Source organism: Pectinatus frisingensis (assembly GCF_015732285.1).
Classification (GTDB): Bacteria; Bacillota; Negativicutes; order Selenomonadales; family Selenomonadaceae; genus Pectinatus; species Pectinatus frisingensis.
Genome location: NZ_WIQU01000019.1, coordinates 41,258 through 55,807 on the forward strand (window position 1 = coordinate 41,258; position 14,550 = coordinate 55,807).

The following is a 14,550-nucleotide window of genomic DNA, read 5'->3' on the forward strand; positions in this document are numbered from 1 at the left end:
CTGTTCCCAAGTTAAAAAGTCGCTCATCGTATGGAGAGCGTGAATTGAAGCGCTTCTTGTAGCAGCTTCATTGCATCGGGTGTAAGTAAAATATTTTGGTGATATTGCAAGATTCATTCTACAGTAAAATTGACATTATATGCAGGTTTGATATACTGGTAACAGATGTTGCGCAACTATTGTTCCCTTATATGTAGAGATTTATTTATCTGAGATGAATCTAAGTCGTTGTGCATATTTAAGCAAAAGGAGATTTTGAAATGCCGCCAAAGCCAACGACTAATAAAGAGGCCATATTGAGCGCTGCTGTTTTCTTGGTACGAGAACAAGGGATGGAGAATGTAAATGCCCGAAGCATTGCTTCGAAGCTGAATCGTTCGACTAAGCCCTTATTTCGCGTTTATGAAAATATGGACGCCCTAAAACAAGATGTAATTGCTAAACTCAATTTATACTATAATACGTTTATGGGAGCTCGGATTAGCGACGACAATCGCCTACTAGCGCAAGGAATAGCTTACATTGAATTTGCAAGACAAGAAAAAAATATATTTAATACTCTTTTTATGGATAAAACCTGTGCAGGAAAAAATATTGAAGAAATACTTAATGCTGATTGGAACCAGCGTTCCATTATGAATGCACAAAAAATAACGGGACTTAGCTTGGCAAACGCTCGAAGCTTATTTCGGGATGTATGGCTTTATTCACATGGAATTGCAACTCAAATTGTATCAGACGATATTAATATACCCCCAGAAGAAGTAGTTCAACTTATGAAAAATGTTTTTCACAGATTTTCTTTAGTATTGGAGGACGAGAATATGAATGAGATTCCAGAGAAGATGGACGAATTTTTCAACACTCGTGCAGATATATACGATGTTCAACAAATAAAAAGTATCGATGGAGAGGATAAATGCTATCACGAAATAGCTAAATATATCCCCACTTATACAAAAACATTATTGGATTTGGGGTGCGGAACTGGATTAGAATTGGAATCTATTTTTAATAAATTTCCGAAGATGGATGTAACGGGTATTGATCTTGCGGATAAAATGCTAGAGAAACTGGCTGCAAAATATTTTAAGCATTCGATTAATCTAATCAATGGCAATTATTTCATTGTTGATATGGGTACAAAAAAATATGATACGGCGATATCAGTTATGTCTTTTCATCATTTTACTCATTCACAGAAAAAGGAGCTTTACACCAATATTTGTCGCTGTCTAAAAAATAATGGAGTATTTATTGAATGTGATTATATGGTTGGGTCCAATAACAGTACCATAGAGACACATTTTTTATCGGAGAGAAAAAAGCTCTTGACGGATAATAATCTAACGGAAGATCTCTATCACTATGATATCCCTTTTACGATAGAACATGAGATGTCATTATTAACCGAATCTGGGTTTCAGTCAGTCAAAAAAGTATGGGGTATTGAGAACACGATTATGCTTTTGGCGACGAAACAGGAGAAAAAATGAAGAGACTGATTTTTGTCAATGGGACGATGGGAGTCGGGAAAACATCGACTTGCAAAGAACTTCTCGGGATATTACAACCAAGTGTGTTTTTGGACGGAGATTGGTGTTGGTACATGAATCCCTTCCGGGTCACAGATGAAACAAAACATATGGTAGAAAGCAATATTTGCTTTTTACTGAATAATTTTTTATCCTGCTCAGAGTATGAAAATGTAATATTCTGTTGGGTCATGCATCAAGAATCGATCATAAATAATTTATTGAAAAAATTAAATTTGACAAATGTTGAGGTATACAAAATCACGCTGTCTGCCTCAAAAGAGGCACTAACGCAAAGAATTAAGAAAGCTATTGAAAATGGCGAAAGAACATTCGACGTTTTACAAAGAAGTTTGGATAGGCTTCCACTATACCAAGAGCAAGAGATGCATACTTCTCACATTGATGTGAGTAATATTTCACCCGTTCAGGCAGCCAAAGAAATAGCAGCTATGCTTGGTGCTTAAGGGGTATTACATAATATGATATAAAATCTACCATCTGCGGCAATAAATATACCGCTTTTATTTTCGATTTTATTGCTTGTAAAAGTAATGCTCTTTAAACATCTCTTTCTAAAAGGCGTTCTTCAAAATAGATATCTAGCTGCACCCTTATTGACTCCAGTCTTGTTGTCATCTAGTCCATTTTTTAGTAATGTCCATCATTGCCAGATAAAACATTTTTAAGAGGCTGTCATCTGAAGAAAAAATTGTCTTGGATTTAGTGACTTTTCTAAGTTGCCTATTAAATTTCTCTATGTATTTGTGGTAAAAATAAATACAGATATAAATCGAGCCCCAATACTGAGGTGAAAAATCAGTGTTGAGGTTTTTCGTTTTACAGAATATGTAATAGGTTTAGGCTTGCAGAGCATAATTTGCAACAATAGTAAATAAAGCAATTAATATTTGTGAAAGAAATTCATTAATAGAATTTTGTATGTAAATCACTCCTATCATGAATACAACATAATCAATTATTAAATAAAGTACTGTAAATCCTGTGTTTTATAGCGCAGGATTTTTTTGTACTGTATTACAAAAGTGGCTGAACCATATGAATTTGACAGTTAATAATTCAAAATGCTACACTAAAAATGGTTTTTTTATGTTGGATAGCAACATTTGAAATATTTAGTTAAATAAACAGGAGGAATAACATTATGAATGAACAATCTCATTATTTTACTACCAATGATGGGGCCAAAATTTATTACAGGGATTGTGGAAACGGGCAACCTATTTTTCTTTTGCATGGATGGCTTTGTTCTTCCAAATTTTGGGAACGAAATATTAACAGCCTAGCGAAAAAATTCCGTATTATAGCTATGGATTTGCGAGGACATGGAAGTTCTTCTAAGATTCTTAGCGGGCATACGGTTGATCAGTATGCGAGAGATGTGCGGGAATTGATTGAATATTTAGATTTATGTGATTTGGTTTTGGTAGGATGGTCTCTTGGAGGACCAACTGTTCTTTCTTACTGGAAACAGTATAGTTCCAATAGCCGTTTGAAAGGTATGGGGCTTGTTGATATGACACCTTACCCATTCAGTGCTGAAGATTGGAATGGACATGCTCTTAGAAATTATAATGCTGATGCTATGAATTTGAGTTTTTCAGTATATCAAAAGAATCCACGCGAATATGTAGAAACGTTTATTCATAAAATGTTTAAAGATGGACAAGTATCCCCTGAAGATATGGACTGGATTGTAATAGAAATGTTAAAAACACCACCGATAATTGGTGTAGCAGCTTATTCTGATTATCTGATGAGTGACTATACTGCTGTACTCCCAACCATCTCTGTTCCAACTATTGTTTTTTCAGGTGAAATAGGAATTTATTTAGATGGTTATAAACAAGGCCGCCATATTGCTTCTAGCATCCCGCATGGTACTTTCATTGGCTTTCATGATGCAGGGCATATGCTTTTTTATGAGCAACCGGAAAAATTTAACCAAGCTGTTGCAAAATTAGCAGAATAATAATATTAGCTTTTCTCAGCTAGAGAATTAAATTCTCTGGCTGCTTTTTTATTTCGCATATATTATTTGCTGCATAAAAATTTCAGTTTCTTTTTTATGTGCCGCTTTAATTATTGTACCATATCCATTTTTGTCTTTATTGGTTATTTTGTGCATATTTCTTAAAGATTTTATGGTCCTTTAAGATACATCGCATGGGAAGAAGTAAAAGATTATAGATAAAAAATAACAAAAAACCGGCAGAAAAATTCTACCGGTTATCATTTAATTTTTAAGTTTGTTGCCAATTCGTTGCCATGAACCGTCTGACAAGTTGATGCCACAATTTAGAGACCCTTATTTTACTTGGTTACCCACCGGGGAATTGAACCCCGAACCTGCTGATTAAGAGTGTGTACCATACAGTTTTTATAATCTTATTTATTTTTAAAAAGCCTTAATTCATATGGAATTTGGCGGTTTGTTTTTTTATTCATTGTAATAAATTTAAGGCGGTTTAAATGCTGTTGGACACCAATTGGACACCAACTATTTTACGCAAAAAGCTATGGAACTAATTCTTATAAGCCCTTTTTTTATCCAGTCAGATATTTCTTGTCTGTTTATTTTACTATTACCTGAACCAACAAGAACGGCCATGTTGGATAATTCCTTTTGGGAATACTCCAAACTAATATCATTTACACCCAAGAAGCAAAGCATACTATGTGTTGCTGTCCTTTTATTGCCATCTTGAAAACCATGATTATTTGCTAAACCATGCCAAAGTGCAGCAGCTTTATTAAAAATAGATGGATAAAGGTCAAATCGTCTATTGCTGTCATCTATTAGCTAAATCCTTATATACTTCCTTATTTTTCAGCATTATTTGTGCAGAAACTTTAGCCATTTTTTTAGCTATTTCATTATTCTTGCTTGTCAAAGTAAAATTATCACTTTTAATAACTTCATTTATATGACTAAGATGATTTTTATTGGTCATCATAATACTCAGCTCTTTCTTTATATTATATCATATATGATTTATTATGGGTTAATACGGTAATAGATATAATGTTAAGAGAAGATAGAACTATGTTCCTTAGTGGTTAATTATAGATGTCATTATTACTTCGCTCTGACTAATCATAAAAATTGTAAGTTTTATTAAACTAAAAAAGGTCACTATGTGTCCCTGTCCTCGTGAGATACAATATTAGTTCATCATTTTCTACTTCATAAATGAGAATCCAATCTGGTGTAATATGGCATTCTCTACAACCACCATAATCACCGATCAAAACATGATCCTTATTTTGGGGTGGTAATTTTTTGTTATTAGATAATTGGTTAACTATAGATTCCATCAATTCCATATTATAACCACGTTTTATGGCAATTTTTAAGTCTTTCTTGAACCTTGAAGAAGATACAATTTTATACACCTTTTTTTACCTCTTCTAAAAGTTCAGCGAAATTATTATATACCTTTTTCTTGGGATCGTTTTTAATTTTTCTTATTTCATTAATTGCATTTACAGTAATTTTGTTTGGTACATTGCGTGATATAACAAAAGGGATTCTTTGTTCCCTGACTGATTGTTTGGCAAATGTGATAAATGCAGTTGTCATATTTAAACCTAGATCTGAAAATAATTCTTCAGCCTGTTTTTTTAATTTTTCATCCATACGGATAGTTACATTTGTTGTCGGCATATGAACTCACCTCTTTAACTAAAATTATATACTAAAAGATGTGCGCTGTAAATATATAGCACATATTATTCAAGCAACAACTTTAGCAACCTTCTGACATTCCATGCAAAGCGGCCTGCCGTATTTTTCCATGGAATAGGTTTTCACATTGTCAGAAAGAATCACTCCGCATTCCATACAAGCCGGTTTCACGGATTTTACTGATGGGGTTTTCTTTTTTCCCGCAGGCTTTGGCTGCACCGCATTTTCATCGGTTTTACTGTCAGCTTCCGGATCATCTCCGGTGGCAATGGCAAAAGACAGCATATAGGCATATTTTATTGCTGCTGTCTGGGCTTTCATGACGGCCTTGTCACCCGCATCCTGCCCTGAACCTAATCCTGTTATGGTAATGCTTTCATCAGAATCTCTGCCTATTAATGTAATATTTATTTTTACGGTAGCCAGTTATTCCGTATTTCCCTTAGCTGTAGTAACTTCGTCAATGCTGATTATTTCCGGTACCGCTGTGGAACAGATTCCCTGCTTTACCATAGCGGTGTTTACTTTTTCCAGCACATCAGCACTGGTGGCATATTTATAGTTATGAAAGTTATTAATTCCGTTTTTAGTGATGTAGGCACAGTCTTTCATTATTTCAATGAGTTTTTTAGCTAATTTTTGCATAAATAAATCGTCTCCTTTATGTTTTGGTCATATTGTCATGTCTGTCAGCTGTAATTTATAGGTATATACAGTTAAGCTAAGTGTAATAAATAAGTATGTTGTTCGCTGACAGACATGACACGCCGACAAGCGGTTATTTTTTATCAGTTTTTAATACATTTATCACGGCTTCAGCGATAGCGATAATAATGTTCCACCAATTTTTTCCCATATTAATCCCCTTATATAATTTATTGGCATTTATGGCAAGTTTCACAGCTTAGCCTTATATAATAACCATTTTTATCAAGTGTCAGGCAGTCGCTTTTCCCCCAGCAGGTTTCATATATTTCATAGGCATCGTTGCTATAGGCAGCCGGTTCAAAAGATCGTGCGATCAGGCCATTTTTATATATATAATCACCTGTATTTACACCTATATCTTCGTCAGTCCATAAGTGATGAATTTCTACAGCCGGATAACCTGTGGCTAATTTTTCCAGCACCGGTACGGGAGCGTTCCACGCGGTAGTAAAGGAAATATTGCCATTAGTGTTAAAGTTATACGGCAGGTCGTTCCTGCTGTTTTCTTAAAACGTCTGCATAAGGGCATATCGCTGACACATCGCAAAAATCAAGACATTTGCGGTCATACCAGCGTTCTTTAGCAGTGCATACCGGTGGCAGTTGTTTATTTTTTAAAGCCTGCTGCAATTTATCGGCTTTATACTGAAAGTATCTTTTAAGCCAGATGTCACTGATTCTGTTTATTCAGGTACAGTGGACGCGTTATCTCTCTTTCAGCAGCGGTTCTTGTACTGAAATCACGGCACAGTGCCTGTATGACCATGTCTTTTACTTCATAATCATTCGCCTCCAGCAGCATCCGGTAATAGTTGAGCTGCAATGCCCAGTCCATGACATGACGGACACCATTAAAACAGATCTGTTTCTTAAATTTAGGCTGTCCTTTTTTTAATCCTGACTTATAAATTTCACCGGTAGATATATCTTTTTTATAAATTCCCAGAGCCCGCATTAATTTATAGCTGGATGTCACTTTAAGATCACCAAGGATGCTGTCCTCATTGTTTAAAACGCAGCCGAACATATCAAATTGACCGGAGGTTATGCTGTCTTCCAGTCTGACCTCAGCTAAAATAGTATCACCATGCTTTTTATAATTCATATAATGGACAGCTTGTCCGTGCAGAGCAAATAATGTCTTAAATGGATCTATGGATATTCGTTTGTCCGTTTCAGGTATATTTCACGTGTCCCGGTAATAAGCTCAGTTACACTTGGTTTAAAAAGCTTCCTGTCTGATGAGGATGCTATTGCTCTTAATGTCGGCAGGAACATACATCTTTCACGCATATGACATTTATTAAGGCAGGACAAGATTTTGGTCTTTTTACCATCCGGACAGATAAAATAAGCTATTGGCATATACATTCTTCCCTTCTTTTTAGGCATAAAAAACGGGCAGAAAAATTTTCCTGTCCGTTCATTTAAAATGAAAACATCTGTAAAAACTATATTTTGTGGTAATTACAACACTTCTCTTTTTAATAGTAATAATTGTATTGTTATTTTATTCAGTGGCATCGTCATTGTTATAGTATGTGTTTATATTTTTAGTATTTTTCATAGGTATATTTTTTACAGCGATTATTTAAGTTTTTGATTATATCTGCCAATATATGTTGAATCCATCATCTGCTGTTTAAGTATATGGATTTAGTCCAAGATCACTAGCACAGTTTTCAAATAGGAAATTCATCAAGTGTAGTTCATTCAAGCATGTCGTAAATATGTCCTGCATATATTCCTTATACTCGTCAATAGTGAAAGACTTTTGGGCTTTGTTACGTGTTATCAACCGTCCTGAACCGTGGGTGCAGAGTAATTTCAGCCAGGGTTTCCCTTGTCAATTCCAATGATGGAGCCAGCGCGCATATTTAATGGAATAATACAATTCTTATATTCAAAGGCACTAATAGTGTCTTTGCGGATGATATTTTTAGTATAAATGTTTACGTACAGGCTCAATAACTCTACCATGGAATTTTCTTATGGTATTGCAATATCTTTTTCCTATAGATATTCTTTGATTTTTGTTACAGTTAATTTTTGTACAAATAACAATATTATTATTATCCAGTTACACTATAAGAGTTTTTTGGAGTTGAGCATTCCCACCAACTAAAACCTTCGCAATTTTCTCATTTTGTACTATTAATTTTACAATAATCTCAGATGGTCGTTCCATAACATATCCCTGCTCAAAATTCAACTTATGACAAATTTTTTTATCTAAAAAACTATTGTTATAAAGATAACATGCTAAAGCTCCATTAGATGTTCCCGTAGCTGCTTCCTCAAAAATATCATATAATGGTGCAAAATTTCTACAATGCGCAGTGTTGCCATAAAGTGTTTCTAAAGAAAATAGATGCATGCCAATACATTTATATGTACGGCTTAATTTTTTTATCTGGTTAAAATCTGGTTTTAATTTTAATAAAGTATCCAATTTTTTTATTGGTACAATTATATCTTTTAAGCCTGTTGAAACTATTTTTATTGGTAATTGGCTATTAATTTCATTTAAATTTATATTTAAACAATCACATATTTCTTTTGCAGAAGGTGCTTCATAGTCCTCAGGCAATTTTTGTTCCATGAAAACAATATCTTTTTCAACGTATATTGGTAATATTCCAGATAATGTTTCTTGTAAATAATTCCCCAGGGGAATTATACCTTTATCCCGTAGCAATGTAAATAATGCTATTGTAGCATGTCCGCAAAGATCAATCTGCTCATTAGGAGTAAAAAAGTTGACCATATATGATGCGCACCTTGATTTCCTTATAAAAGCTGTTTCAGAAAACCCAATTTTTTTAGCAATGGCCTGCATTTCTTCAATTTGTATATTATCCGCATTTAAGACAACCGCAGCTGGATTTCCACCTGATTGAATTTTAGTAAAAGCATTTAATGCATATGCTTTGATCATAATAAATCGTCCCTCTCATTTATTATTGGAGTGTCCAGCTATACAGTGATGCTTGGAATTATTGTATAGCTGGACAATTTCAGCAGTACTTTAATTAACGGCTTATGAAATCATCTTCCATGAATTTTTTATGTTAAAAACTTCCTCAGAAAATAATCGATTTATTACGATACCAATTTGAACATAGAGTTCATCAATATCGTTCTCGTGGTCTTTTTTATCTTTACATTTTACGTTTTTGGGCAGTATCGTTTTCAAAAGCAGACGCTACACAACGATAGTTTCGTTTTTCCATCTTGAAAGCATATTGTGATGAATGCTATGTTCTAAAGCAATTTCATTGAGTGTATGTTCGCCTCTTAAGACTTCAAGAATCAGTTTTGCTTTTTCATTAGGTGCGTGCGGATTACATTTCATAAGAATCTTTACTTCATCCAAAATATTAGTCAATACTTAACTTAAGAACAACTGATTTTTTGTCTTAATTTATGGGTTCATTATATTGCAGTGTTGCGAATGATTGTCTGGAAAAGTGTTGCCAATCCAAGCTATTAAAAATGCTATAATTAATAATATAAATAATACATTGAGAAACGAAGTAGCACCAAAATTTCTTAGTAGCATTCCACCGAAAAAACCTCCACCTGCTATAGCTAAGTTCCAGACAGTTGCACTTATCGACATAGCTATATCCACGCCCTCATCTGGAACATTGTTAGCAAGTGCTGTACTTAATAGGGTAGAAGACCCACCAAAGGTCATACCCCAAATAGCGGTACATAAACAGATAGCCACAAAATTATTGATTGACATTTCAAAAAAGATTGAATCCAATAAAAATACAAATATACTAATCAAGACTAATACCCGTAACCAACGATCTATGAATAGACCAACAATCCATATACCTATAATTGCTGAAATACCAAAAATGAACAATGCTAAATCGATATTATTTCTCATACCCAATGAAGATAGAAATGGATTTATATAAGTGTAAATAATATTGTGAGACAATATCCAAGTCATAATAATGACTAAAACAGGGCATACTCCAGAAGTCTTAAGTATACTTAAAATAGAACATGTTGATTTATCATACTGTACTTGATAATCAGGAACTTTTATACTAATCCATATTACCAAAATAAGATTAAGTATTGCCATGAATCCAAATATATAGCGCCATCCAATCATGTTACCCAAAAATGTTCCAATAGGCACTCCAAAAGCTAAAGCAATTGGAACACCCATCATGGCTATTGTTAAGCTTCGCCCTTTTAAATTATCTGGAACCATGCGTCTGGCATATCCAGGAATCATTCCCCACAAAACTCCAGCAAATATTCCAGCAAAAAAACGTACAGTTACTGTCAACATATAGTTAGAGGATAATGCTGTAATTATATTAAAAATAAGCAGCCCAGCAGTACTTATAAGAAAAAGTTGGCGACGTCGCCAGCTTCGAGTTATGGTGATCAATGGTATAGCGGCTACTAATGAACCAATTGCATATAACGTAACTAACTGGCCAGTAAGACTTTCTGAAATTTCAAGGCTCTTTCCTATTTGTGGTAGAAGCCCTGCAGGAAGCGTTTCCGTCATAATGGCTGTAAAGACTGTTGTTGTCAAAGCGAGTAGCTCTAAAATTGGAAAATCTTTTATTTTGTTTGAATCTTTTATATTAGCATTCATTTTTCTATTTCCGTCCTCAAATATCTTTTATTCCAAACGCTCAATCGACATATTTAGAACGCTTTTGGACTGTTTACCATTCAAAACCATCCTTTCTTTGATTACACATCATTGGTTAAACTGCATTTTAGTCCTGATAGCGTCTTTCAAAATTAACCACCTTCAAAGGTGATAAAAAATATAACGGCTTTTCCTGAAAAATCATAAGGTAGGGTAGTCCGTAGTGATTGTCCCGTCTGTGTGATGGGTTCTTAGCAAATCATCTTGTCACTGTTCAATCACTATAGATTTTTATTATATCATTTTACAATGAGTAATTATTAAGTTTTATATCATCACTCAATTTTCACTTCCCCATTATCCCGTCTCTTTGCTAAAACCTCTTTTAAAGTATTTATTCCATTTATGGCCTTTGGAAAACCTGAATATACAGAAATCAGAAGCATAATTTCCTTAATTTCGTCAACCGTTGCACCTACATTAATTCCTGCATTAATATGAAAATTTAATTGTGGAGCAGCAGTTCCCAAAGCTGTCAAAGCTGAAATAGTAGACAGTTCTCTAAGTCTTTTACTTAAATTGTCCCTCGCCATAATATCGGCTTGCCCACATATTATAAACTTAACCAAATCTGGTGAAATATCCTTGTAAGTTTCGTTAAGAAGTTCCGCCTGATGACTATCCAATTGAGAAAGTTCTTTTAGCCCAGCATCATATCTTTCTGTAGGTAAAACTCTATTTGTGGGTTTCTCTCCTATACAATCCTTTATTCCTTGATTTTCACGTTCTTTTAGTACATTCTTTAATTCATCTATGGCATTTATGCTTGCTGGAAATCCTGCATATGCCGATATTTGAAGTATTATTTCTTTAATTTCATTAATTGTACAGCCAACATTTAATGCTCCATTTATGTGAACCTTTAATTGTGGTTTTACATTTCCCATCGCTGTTAATGCAGCAACTACAGCCATTTCTTTTGATTTTAAATTCAGTATATTCCTTGTGTATATATCCCCCCAAACGTACTCAATCATATACTTAACGAAATCCGGAAATATATCATTCATGTTATTTGCTACATCATCACCGACTTTTCCGTCCACCTCTTGTAACTTTTTTAGTCCTCGTTTCAATCTATCTTCCATTCATTTTCCCTTCCATTTCCGTATAAATTTTAACTTTTTTTGCGACATAATCTCGTGATTTTGACAATTCTGCAATCTTATTTTCAATGAATTCCAAATGTTCTTTCATAATACTTTTTCTTTCTGTAATAGTTAAATCTCCCATCCTCCGCAATTGAGCATATTTCTTCATTTTATTTATATTCATTCCTGTTTCTCTAAGCCTACTTATCATCTCAATCCATTTTATGTCTTCCTCACTGTATACTCTTTTTCCAGAAGCATTTCTTTTTATATCTGTGATTAATCCAATGCTTTCATAGTACCTTAGCGTACTTGAATTTAATTTCATTAAGTTTGATACATCACTTATTTCAATATCTGTCATAAAACAACACCACCTCACATACATAAAATATCACTTAAAGCGCGCTTTAAGTCAAGTTACTTCTAAAAATTTACCGTAAAATTAAAAGGTAAATTCTTGATTGAGAGTGTAACTTTGTATTTGAAGATTTTAGTCTTGCACAAAACGAACATAAAATGAATAGCGTCCATAAATAGTTTCTAACAATCTCACCTAATATGGATAGTATACAAATGTAAATTTTAGCACTTTAATAAAACATCTAATAATATGAGTACCGTAGTAGCAATAGTGGATATTATAATCCAGTCGAGCTTTTTATGGTTCTGCCCTAAAGGTTTTGCCAGATATCTGCAGATTGTTGAAATTTCTAATAGCTTTTGACTTCATTATTGACAATTTTTTATACTCGTCCAAACACTGCTTATGAATCTTGTATTAAAAACCACATAAATTAAACAGAGCATGGTACTTCATAAGATTGACTAAAGTACTGTGCTCTGTATGTTCATTATTTAAAATATCTGTTTTAACTTAAACAAATCATTTATAAAAATATAGTAAAGAAAAGCTTATTACATCCATTTCTCTGGATGATTCATCAACAACTGTAATTCTTCTAAAAATACTTTTATATGATACCCATCTATTACAGCGTGGTTAACTGTAATAGATAAGGGCATTTTTATAGTACCATTTGCTCCATCGAAACCACCTGCCTCAAAAATCGGGGCATAGTAATTTTTAGCATTTTGTAAATGCATAGTCAAACCGTTGAAGGAAAACCGTGGGGTACACGCTATAATATAGCTGTCAGAAGGTGGTGCCCCTTTTGATGACATAATTCCATGCTTATTTCCATATTTTTTGATATCGGAAATATAATTTTTATAAAACACCTTGAAACTATCATCATATTCTGTCCAAAGAAATGTTATCGTTTTGTCATCTTCATGTAATACAGGATAAAATGGTGTTCGAACGTTAAAATATCCTAATGTGTCATTTTGAATTGTCATAAGAAATTCCTTTTGCCCTGCTAACACTTTAGTAATCAGATACAGATATGCCGGGAAAAATTTCAATTTTTTCTTTTTTAATGTAGTCCTAAGATTTGTAACGTCAAGTGTCACGTTAACGGAATAAATCAATGTTGATACTGTTTCTGTAAAATATTTATATGTTTGTACTCTCGGCCATGTTTTTATATCAATTGCACGAAAATATGTTTTCATTTGCTTTTTCCTCCCGGGACGAATGTTATCAGTCATAAATTAAACAAAAAAAAGACACCACCCGGTGTCCTTATATTACAAAAATAATTTGGTTATATCTATATATAGCCAAGAACTCCGACATCATCTTTTCTATGCATTTTTCTAAAAAAGAACAGACTTATCCCTTGTAAAATGAAACGAACTATAAAAACAGGTGATTTCAAATCACATGGTGCATTCTTGTATAACGATGTCATCACTCTTGGCCTCCCTTCATAAAAAATCCATTTTATTATAAAGAATATTGTATTAAGTGTCAAACAAAGCTGGTAAGTCTATATTTCACATATCCAATCTGCTCACTCGCAAAGCCATTTTTCCACAAAACATCCAACTTATACACTCATGAGCCCATTATCTAACTCACCGTCTAAACTATTAAAAAATGGTTTTCGTCGATATATTCCCATGGGGTGATGAAATTCCGATTTTTAACTTCTCATTTTTAATCTCAAAATCATAGGAACAGCTTATTTACTACACTTTTCAGCATTTTTACTTTTCCACCCTAGACATCAAACAGACACTCTCGACGTGGACCGGATTACTGCCTTTGGCAGACGGCTTTGCCGTGCTTCGTTTTCCTATTGAAAAACGAACCAAAAAATTTTTACAAATTTTAAAAAGAACAAGCAGCCCCGAAAGATCCAGAGCTGCCAAAGGACAGAGATATGGCCCATTACTATTTTGAAAACACACCACACGGCACGCGAAAAAACGGTACCAAGCTAAACACCAAAACACATTACGACTATATTTTCCGTGAAGGCGAATACGCCCATATGGAAAATCGCGAAGAGGACCTAGCCTTTACTTCTTACGGAAATATGCCGAGTTGGGCCGATCATCCGGGGATGTTTTGGGAAGAGGCCGAAGTATACCGTGATAAACCAGATGGACGCGCTTACCGAGAATTCCGCTTTGCCTTGCAGGAGGAATTTACCCTTGCCGAAAACATGGAGCTTGTCGAGCAGCTTTTAAAAGAAACCGGCATCAAGGATCACCATGCCTATTCCTATGCCATTCATGATAAAGTAGCTACCTTTGATAAGGATCATCGAAACATTCACTGCCATCTAATGTTCAATGAAAAAATTATCGAACGCGACCGGCCACTTACACTGGATAAATTCTTCAATCATTATGCAATAAATCGCGCCGGGGAACCAACTCAGGGCTATCGCTCATCCAGAG

Annotated in this window: 20 protein-coding genes; 4 read left to right on the forward strand and 16 right to left on the reverse strand. The window is 34.2% G+C overall.

All coding sequences use genetic code 11. The features are described from left to right. Nucleotides 1–260 precede the first annotated feature (260 nt). The 3 genes from I6751_RS02910 (at nucleotide 261) to I6751_RS02920 (ending at nucleotide 3,528) form a co-directional block, all read left to right on the forward strand. Nucleotides 261–1,496, forward strand: a complete 1,236-nt coding sequence (locus I6751_RS02910; protein ID WP_196591556.1) for a class I SAM-dependent methyltransferase — start codon at nucleotides 261–263, stop codon at nucleotides 1,494–1,496. Beyond that, nucleotides 1,493–2,002, forward strand: coding sequence for an AAA family ATPase (locus I6751_RS02915; RefSeq protein ID WP_196591557.1), 510 nt, complete (start codon nucleotides 1,493–1,495; stop codon nucleotides 2,000–2,002). Before I6751_RS02910 ends, I6751_RS02915 begins: the two co-directional genes overlap by 4 nt. Before the next feature lie 698 nt (nucleotides 2,003–2,700). Then, nucleotides 2,701–3,528, forward strand: coding sequence for an alpha/beta fold hydrolase (locus I6751_RS02920; RefSeq protein WP_196591558.1), 828 nt, complete (start codon nucleotides 2,701–2,703; stop codon nucleotides 3,526–3,528). Nucleotides 3,529–4,056: 528 nt separating this feature from the next. Here I6751_RS02920 and I6751_RS02925 read toward each other — a convergent pair. The 16 genes from I6751_RS02925 to I6751_RS02985 all read right to left on the reverse strand — a co-directional run bounded on the left by I6751_RS02925 (nucleotide 4,057) and on the right by I6751_RS02985 (nucleotide 13,556). Next, the gene (locus I6751_RS02925) at nucleotides 4,057–4,356 is read right to left on the reverse strand and encodes a type II toxin-antitoxin system death-on-curing family toxin (protein ID WP_196591572.1); all 300 of its coding nucleotides are present in this window, start codon (nucleotides 4,354–4,356) and stop codon (nucleotides 4,057–4,059) included. Then, complete coding sequence (locus tag I6751_RS02930; protein ID WP_196591559.1) at nucleotides 4,349–4,513, reverse strand: hypothetical protein; 165 nt, start codon at nucleotides 4,511–4,513, stop codon at nucleotides 4,349–4,351. Before I6751_RS02930 ends, I6751_RS02925 begins: the two co-directional genes overlap by 8 nt. A 166-nt stretch (nucleotides 4,514–4,679) precedes the next feature. Next, nucleotides 4,680–4,952, reverse strand: coding sequence for a type II toxin-antitoxin system YafQ family toxin (locus I6751_RS02935; protein WP_196591560.1), 273 nt, complete (start codon nucleotides 4,950–4,952; stop codon nucleotides 4,680–4,682). Continuing rightward, complete coding sequence (locus tag I6751_RS02940; RefSeq protein ID WP_196598980.1) at nucleotides 4,945–5,223, reverse strand: type II toxin-antitoxin system RelB/DinJ family antitoxin; 279 nt, start codon at nucleotides 5,221–5,223, stop codon at nucleotides 4,945–4,947. The genes I6751_RS02935 and I6751_RS02940 overlap by 8 nt, the downstream gene beginning before the upstream one ends. Nucleotides 5,224–5,292: 69 nt before the next feature. Continuing rightward, a complete protein-coding gene (locus I6751_RS14055; RefSeq protein WP_414153179.1) occupies nucleotides 5,293–5,565 on the reverse strand; it encodes an ERF family protein in 273 nt (90 codons plus the stop codon). A gap of 105 nt (nucleotides 5,566–5,670) precedes the next feature. Further along, nucleotides 5,671–5,889, reverse strand: a complete 219-nt coding sequence (locus I6751_RS14060) for an ERF family protein (protein WP_414153180.1) — start codon at nucleotides 5,887–5,889, stop codon at nucleotides 5,671–5,673. A gap of 230 nt (nucleotides 5,890–6,119) precedes the next feature. Further along, complete coding sequence (locus tag I6751_RS02950) at nucleotides 6,120–6,440, reverse strand: DUF1281 family ferredoxin-like fold protein (protein ID WP_196598982.1); 321 nt, start codon at nucleotides 6,438–6,440, stop codon at nucleotides 6,120–6,122. Beyond that, a complete protein-coding gene (locus I6751_RS13865; protein WP_231038019.1) occupies nucleotides 6,430–6,582 on the reverse strand; it encodes a hypothetical protein in 153 nt (50 codons plus the stop codon). The genes I6751_RS02950 and I6751_RS13865 overlap by 11 nt, the downstream gene beginning before the upstream one ends. Nucleotides 6,583–6,622: 40 nt before the next feature. Continuing rightward, nucleotides 6,623–7,057, reverse strand: coding sequence for a hypothetical protein (locus I6751_RS13870; protein ID WP_231038020.1), 435 nt, complete (start codon nucleotides 7,055–7,057; stop codon nucleotides 6,623–6,625). Nucleotides 7,058–7,104: 47 nt separating this feature from the next. Next, entirely contained in the window at nucleotides 7,105–7,317 is a 213-nt protein-coding gene (locus I6751_RS13875; protein ID WP_231038021.1) for a hypothetical protein, read from the reverse strand. Nucleotides 7,318–8,032: 715 nt separating this feature from the next. Continuing rightward, nucleotides 8,033–8,890 (reverse strand): PhzF family phenazine biosynthesis protein, encoded by an 858-nt coding sequence (locus tag I6751_RS02960; protein WP_231037753.1) that lies wholly within the window; start codon nucleotides 8,888–8,890, stop codon nucleotides 8,033–8,035. Between the two features lie 486 nt (nucleotides 8,891–9,376). Continuing rightward, complete coding sequence (locus I6751_RS02965; RefSeq protein WP_196590053.1) at nucleotides 9,377–10,585, reverse strand: MFS transporter; 1,209 nt, start codon at nucleotides 10,583–10,585, stop codon at nucleotides 9,377–9,379. A gap of 335 nt (nucleotides 10,586–10,920) precedes the next feature. Further along, the gene (locus tag I6751_RS02970) at nucleotides 10,921–11,733 is read right to left on the reverse strand and encodes a carboxymuconolactone decarboxylase family protein (RefSeq protein WP_196590054.1); all 813 of its coding nucleotides are present in this window, start codon (nucleotides 11,731–11,733) and stop codon (nucleotides 10,921–10,923) included. Continuing rightward, complete coding sequence (locus I6751_RS02975) at nucleotides 11,723–12,100, reverse strand: MerR family transcriptional regulator (protein WP_196590055.1); 378 nt, start codon at nucleotides 12,098–12,100, stop codon at nucleotides 11,723–11,725. The genes I6751_RS02970 and I6751_RS02975 overlap by 11 nt, the downstream gene beginning before the upstream one ends. 554 nt (nucleotides 12,101–12,654) lie before the next feature. Beyond that, complete coding sequence (locus I6751_RS02980) at nucleotides 12,655–13,314, reverse strand: CatA-like O-acetyltransferase (protein ID WP_196598981.1); 660 nt, start codon at nucleotides 13,312–13,314, stop codon at nucleotides 12,655–12,657. 98 nt (nucleotides 13,315–13,412) lie between these two features. Next, nucleotides 13,413–13,556, reverse strand: coding sequence for a hypothetical protein (locus I6751_RS02985; RefSeq protein ID WP_196590057.1), 144 nt, complete (start codon nucleotides 13,554–13,556; stop codon nucleotides 13,413–13,415). Nucleotides 13,557–14,027: 471 nt separating this feature from the next. On the opposite strand from I6751_RS02985, the gene I6751_RS02990 reads away from it, so the two are divergent. Then, nucleotides 14,028–14,550: MobA/MobL family protein (locus I6751_RS02990; RefSeq protein WP_196590058.1), on the forward strand; the 523-nt coding region annotated here is incomplete at its 3' end.

What these genes read in the sequence shown, in the direction of transcription:
- I6751_RS02930 (WP_196591559.1), bottom strand. Translation starts at nt 4,513, where the DNA reads ATGATGACCAATAAAAATCATCTTAGTCATATAAATGAAGTTATTAAA.
- I6751_RS14055 (WP_414153179.1), bottom strand. Translation starts at nt 5,565, where the DNA reads ATGAAAGCCCAGACAGCAGCAATAAAATATGCCTATATGCTGTCTTTT.
- I6751_RS02970 (WP_196590054.1), bottom strand. Translation starts at nt 11,733, where the DNA reads ATGGAAGATAGATTGAAACGAGGACTAAAAAAGTTACAAGAGGTGGAC.
- I6751_RS02920 (WP_196591558.1), top strand. Translation starts at nt 2,701, where the DNA reads ATGAATGAACAATCTCATTATTTTACTACCAATGATGGGGCCAAAATT.
- I6751_RS02980 (WP_196598981.1), bottom strand. Translation starts at nt 13,314, where the DNA reads ATGAAAACATATTTTCGTGCAATTGATATAAAAACATGGCCGAGAGTA.
- I6751_RS02940 (WP_196598980.1), bottom strand. Translation starts at nt 5,223, where the DNA reads ATGCCGACAACAAATGTAACTATCCGTATGGATGAAAAATTAAAAAAA.
- I6751_RS02910 (WP_196591556.1), top strand. Translation starts at nt 261, where the DNA reads ATGCCGCCAAAGCCAACGACTAATAAAGAGGCCATATTGAGCGCTGCT.
- I6751_RS02960 (WP_231037753.1), bottom strand. Translation starts at nt 8,890, where the DNA reads ATGATCAAAGCATATGCATTAAATGCTTTTACTAAAATTCAATCAGGT.
- I6751_RS02965 (WP_196590053.1), bottom strand. Translation starts at nt 10,585, where the DNA reads ATGAATGCTAATATAAAAGATTCAAACAAAATAAAAGATTTTCCAATT.
- I6751_RS02915 (WP_196591557.1), top strand. Translation starts at nt 1,493, where the DNA reads ATGAAGAGACTGATTTTTGTCAATGGGACGATGGGAGTCGGGAAAACA.
- I6751_RS13870 (WP_231038020.1), bottom strand. Translation starts at nt 7,057, where the DNA reads ATGAATTATAAAAAGCATGGTGATACTATTTTAGCTGAGGTCAGACTG.
- I6751_RS14060 (WP_414153180.1), bottom strand. Translation starts at nt 5,889, where the DNA reads ATGCAAAAATTAGCTAAAAAACTCATTGAAATAATGAAAGACTGTGCC.
- I6751_RS13875 (WP_231038021.1), bottom strand. Translation starts at nt 7,317, where the DNA reads ATGCCAATAGCTTATTTTATCTGTCCGGATGGTAAAAAGACCAAAATC.
- I6751_RS02975 (WP_196590055.1), bottom strand. Translation starts at nt 12,100, where the DNA reads ATGACAGATATTGAAATAAGTGATGTATCAAACTTAATGAAATTAAAT.